At 55.0% G+C, this 3175-nt stretch carries 2 protein-coding genes and 3 pseudogenes; 3 read left to right on the top strand and 2 right to left on the bottom strand.

What is annotated here, in order from left to right:
* From ASD52_RS39620 to ASD52_RS28555, 3 genes and pseudogenes are all read left to right on the top strand, one after another.
* Positions 1–317, top strand: a pseudogene (locus ASD52_RS39620) (TetR/AcrR family transcriptional regulator); the annotation flags it as partial.
* Positions 318–1199: 882 nt separating this feature from the next.
* Positions 1200–1410, top strand: a pseudogene (locus tag ASD52_RS37955) (cold-shock protein).
* Positions 1411–1566: 156 nt separating this feature from the next.
* The gene (locus ASD52_RS28555) at positions 1567–1842 is read left to right on the top strand and encodes a hypothetical protein (RefSeq protein ID WP_057211191.1); all 276 of its coding nucleotides are present in this window, start codon (positions 1567–1569) and stop codon (positions 1840–1842) included.
* A gap of 519 nt (positions 1843–2361) precedes the next feature.
* On the opposite strand, the gene ASD52_RS40435 is transcribed toward ASD52_RS28555, so the two are convergent.
* Positions 2362–2553 (bottom strand): hypothetical protein, encoded by a 192-nt coding sequence (locus ASD52_RS40435; RefSeq protein WP_244497539.1) that lies wholly within the window; start codon positions 2551–2553, stop codon positions 2362–2364.
* A 394-nt stretch (positions 2554–2947) separates the two neighbouring features.
* A pseudogene (locus ASD52_RS28545) lies at positions 2948–3175 on the bottom strand (hypothetical protein); the annotation flags it as partial.

Below are 3175 nucleotides of genomic sequence, written 5' to 3'. Positions count from 1 at the left end.
GCTCGGTTGCCGGCTACTTTCGCTCCGGCCGCCGTGTATGCCTCATTGGCGCGTTTGCACTGGACAACGTCCGGAACCGCTTCAGCGATCGGGTCAGGGGCTACTTTGCCGAGTGGCGTGGTGCGCTCGCCTCGGCTCTCGAGAGGGCTGGATGCCATGAACGTGACGCCCTTGCACTTGCCGAAGAGACAGTAGTTGCCGTCCAGGGAGCCTTGGTTCTCGCCAGGGCGCTCGACGAACCGGAAGTCTTCGAACGAACCCTAGAGCGGATCCAGTCCCGGCTTATTGCGGCGACCGGTGGAGACGAGCAAAGATGAAGGATCGCAAAACAAACTCCGTCGTGCTCGCACCATGGCGGCTCAAGCGCGCCGTAGAGTTCATCGAAATGAACCTAGCGACCCCGCTTCAACTCGTAGANTCGTGCTCGCACCATGGCGGCTCAAGCGCGCCGTAGAGTTCATCGAAATGAACCTAGCGACCCCGCTTCAACTCGTAGACATCGCGCGCGCCGCGGGCCTCAGTGGGGCGAGAATTTTCCAGTCCTTATTGAACGCACCGTCGAGAAGGAAGGTCTCACTTCAGTGTATAAGATCGGGAATGTAAACGACACGCATTTGCTTAGAGTTTTGACTTTGGAGGACGAAGGTGTTGTATCGTTCAGCATCCTCGCGAATCCGGATAACAGATAGTGGACAATCGCATCGACTATCTCCGCACCTACCGACAATGCGCGTGCGGCGATGGTGCCTACTGAGGCGGCGTTTCCGGCCTGGTTGCGCTCCGGCCGTTGACGGCACTGCACCGACGCCAGTGCAGCCGTGCCTTGGTGCCGATTGGTATGAAAGGATGCAGCACTTTCTTGAAGCCCTTGATTGGTTACCGCGGCGGCGCATCGACGCCTTGGAAAGGCGTGTAGCCGTTAAATTTGTCTTTCTCGAAACGTCAGTCACGTCGATCATCCGGTCGTAATCGCATGTAATCACAGTGCTCATGAAAGTAGATGTCGACGGGTGAAAAAACTAAAAGTTGACGTGCGCACGGAACACGTCTATCAAAACGGCTGTCGATATTAGGTTGCTGAGCTTTGGTTACAGCGCGTTTGGCGCCGACCCTTGAACGGATCTTCCCTTCAAAGATCGTTATTCTCAACCGCAACGCTTTTTTGCGTAGCGGTCATCTCTGTTGCTAAAGGGTTCATCATGGCCGCTGGCACCGTAAAATGGTTTAATTCCACCAAAGGCTTCGGCTTCATCCAGCCTGACAACGGCGACGCTGACGCATTCGTTCACATCTCTGCCGTCGAGCGCGCTGGAATGCGGGAAATTGTAGAAGGCCAGAAGATTGGCTTTGACTTGGAGCGCGACAACAAGTCGGGCAAGGGTGTCCGCTTGCAATCTGCAGGTTATTTAGTCGGTAACTGCTTTCCGTTGACCACTGATGTACTGGCACTGTTGAAAGCAGTTTATCCAATCGAGTTCAGGCGAGATCGCCTGGCTTTTTTTATGCCCGAACGGCAGCGGTCTTGTCGATCGCGTTCGCAATGCGGGCTCAAGCACGTGAGAGCTGATGACTGAGAAACCCGATGAGCTTCAGGCAATCAATACGGCATGGCAGATCGCCATACAGGAAATTCTAAGAATGGTCGTCCGGGATATGTACAAGACCGGCGACGAAGCCGTGTTCAGGTCGCATATAAGGCGGATCGAAGAAGCCGCGGTGGACAGTATCTATTCCGGCCTTACGTTGCGAGGAACTGACGAGTGGACAGAGGTTCTCGTTAAGGAGAAGGCGAGCAATTTCGTCACCACGCTTTTGACGTCGTTCACGTATGACAGAGTGTGAAACTGCGTCGGCCTCCTAGCTTTGTACAATTGCGATTTACGTCTCGACCCAGACCGAGCCTCATCAGCAGGTGCATCATCAACCCGATTTGGACGCTTAATTTGCTGATCGCATAGTTACCCAGGGAGAGATTGTCGCCGATGGATCAGGATTCGTGCAGTGGCGGTCTGAAGGCCAATTGCGCTGGGCTGGTTCCCTGAGTCTATCGGTTCTTTAGCAGATACGCGCGAAATGGTCCCGACAGAATCGATGCCGTTTTCTCCCGCAAAGGCAAAATGCCCGTATCGGGATGAGGCCGGACGGAGCTCCGCGCTCTGTCTACATTCAGGGTATATTATATGCCTGCCAAAGACGTCTGCCTCTCCAGAAGCTCAAGACGACGCGTTTGGCGTGCGGCGCGTTCTTCCGGATAATGTCAGCCACAAGCGTTGGGTATCATCTTATGAAAAAGTCTTAGGACGATCGCGCCGCGATTACCCCATGTTTTTCGATCCCAGCGCACCTGCGCATTGACTGAAGTCAGTCTAGCTCTTCGAAAAAGTCACAAATCAGTTCCGCGACTATCATCGCCTCCGATTCAGTCATGTGCGCCGCAGTTTCAATGGCGACCTCTTCCATGTCGTCTCGATCAACGGCGAGAAGGTCCAGTATTCTGGCAAACTTGATCTTGAGTTCGATGTCTTTATCAAACTCATCGATGGTTACCGTCAAAAATGCTGATATTTGCTTCGATCAGACGAGTCTGAATGCTGTCGGCAGACGCCGCGAGCGTTCGCACGGCTGCAAAGAACTGCTTCTTTGCATAGGGATGTTTCTCGTCCATTTTGCTACCTTTTTGCTTCAGCGCGGACCATTAGATGTCATGTTCAATGTAGGATAGCGGTCTCAGGGGCGTGCTCTGGTGGTCTATAGGAGCGGCGTTGGTGTGCACCAAACCACACAGCCGTTAGCACGTTGCCAAGCCACAAGCACTGTCAACGACGCTACGAAGAGTGACGGCCAAAGTCGAGCCGAGCACAACCACCTAAGGGGAGCAGTCTCGCCACGGAGCATAATGCGCTTTCGATGCTGACCACCACCCCCACTGAGTTTTTCGACTGATCTTTTAAGCCTGCCGTGCCTTGCGGTTGGCGTAACGCCGGTCGCGCTCGGCCTTGCGAGCAGCCTCGTCCTCGATCACGCGTGAAATGCGGTTCTTGTCGGCGGCTTCGCGCGCTTCGGCCTCAGCTCTTGCGGCAGCCGTGAGTGCCGCCTCGCGCTCAGCGGCCTCGGCCTGCAAGCGCTCGCGCTCCTCATTCTTTACCCGTTCGCGTTCGATGCGCCGCTCTTCGCG

It is taken from the genome of Ensifer sp. Root142 (assembly GCF_001426785.1).
GTDB classification, from domain to species: Bacteria; Pseudomonadota; Alphaproteobacteria; order Rhizobiales; family Rhizobiaceae; genus Ensifer; species Ensifer canadensis.
The sequence above is the reverse complement of the archived record's forward strand: the minus strand, read 5'-3'. Positions and strand labels throughout refer to the sequence as shown.

Excerpts from the sequence above, each read along its gene's own strand:
- ASD52_RS28555 (WP_057211191.1), top strand. The coding sequence starts at position 1,567 with ATGACTGAGAAACCCGATGAGCTTCAGGCAATCAATACGGCATGGCAG.